Source organism: Arthrobacter sp. ZGTC212 (genome assembly GCF_002929255.1).
GTDB lineage: Bacteria > Actinomycetota > Actinomycetes > Actinomycetales > Micrococcaceae > Arthrobacter_B > Arthrobacter_B sunyaminii.
Genome location: NZ_PJIJ01000079.1, coordinates 1 through 536, shown reverse-complemented (window position 1 = coordinate 536; position 536 = coordinate 1). Strand labels below are relative to the sequence as shown.

Sequence of the window (536 nt, the reverse complement as noted above, 5' to 3'; positions counted from 1 at the left end):
GGCGTCGGCTTCTGCTGTTGTTTGGTCAAGCCAAGGGTTGAAGAGCTTGTGGTGCTTCGCGGCGGATCCGAAATCCCAGGAGATGGGGTCGCTGTTTCTGGTCAGGAGGCTGAAGCGGATCATCTTGTCGATGGCCCAGGTTCCGATGTGGGTGGCGGTCATGTAGCGGATATTCGCGAAGTCGAAGGCCAGGAGCGCGCCTACCTCTGAGCCCTGGAGTTCGGCCTTCAGGCGGGCGAGCCTCTGGGTTCGGAGTCGGTCAAAGTCCAGCCGCTGCTCCCAGTCCACTCCCATGACGCCGCGTGTGGCAGTGCTGTCAAGAATTCCAGGCACGATAAGTCCTCCAGTTATATAGTGAATTTGCAGCCTTGTATGGCTGTCGTTACTGCCGCCCTTCGGCGGATTAGACGAGGACCATTCCCCCGTCGATCATGACGACCTGTCCTGTCATGTAGTCCGAGTCCTTGGATGCAAGAAACAGGGCAGTCCCGGCGATGTCAGTGACGTTGGCAGGGCGCCCCCGCAGAATGCCTTCA

At 59.1% G+C, this 536-nt stretch carries 1 protein-coding gene and 1 pseudogene; both read right to left on the bottom strand.

Annotation, left to right across the window (positions count from 1 at the left end; translation table 11 throughout):
* A pseudogene (locus tag CXQ89_RS17990) lies at positions 1–333 on the bottom strand (aminopeptidase P family protein); the annotation flags it as partial.
* Positions 334–403: 70 nt separating this feature from the next.
* Entirely contained in the window at positions 404–526 is a 123-nt protein-coding gene (locus CXQ89_RS17985) for an SDR family oxidoreductase (RefSeq protein WP_258060216.1), read from the bottom strand.
* Positions 527–536: the final 10 nt, after the last annotated feature.